1 protein-coding gene is annotated in these 368 nt (G+C 26.9%); it reads right to left on the reverse strand.

The window, feature by feature from the left end:
• Positions 1 to 152 precede the first annotated feature (152 nt).
• A partial coding sequence (locus FUA24_RS07740) for a phage holin family protein (protein ID WP_148541175.1) occupies positions 153 to 368 on the reverse strand: 216 nt, incomplete at its 5' end.

Here is a 368-nt window from a genome sequence, read left to right on the forward strand (position 1 = left end):
TTTAAAATAGTGTAGTGACAAACTAGGGAAACTCAACTTTAAACAAAAACCATTTTAGCAAATTGCTTGTAATGTTTAAGTGCTTAAAATTGGGATGCAAAAGTAATACATTTTTACATCCTAACAAAGTTTTTAACCTACTGATTATAAGGCTATTTTTTATCTTCTTTTAGTAATGAATGTAATATAGATTGTAATATTGAAAGCAGAATACTGAAAAGTATAGCCGTCCAGATACTACTTACTGAAAAACCATCAATTAAATTATCGGCTAACAAAATAATAAAGGCGTTAATTACCAATAAAAATAAACCTAATGTAACTATGGTTATTGGCAATGTAAGAATTACCAAAATAGGCTTTACAAA

Source organism: Seonamhaeicola marinus, from assembly GCF_008085455.1.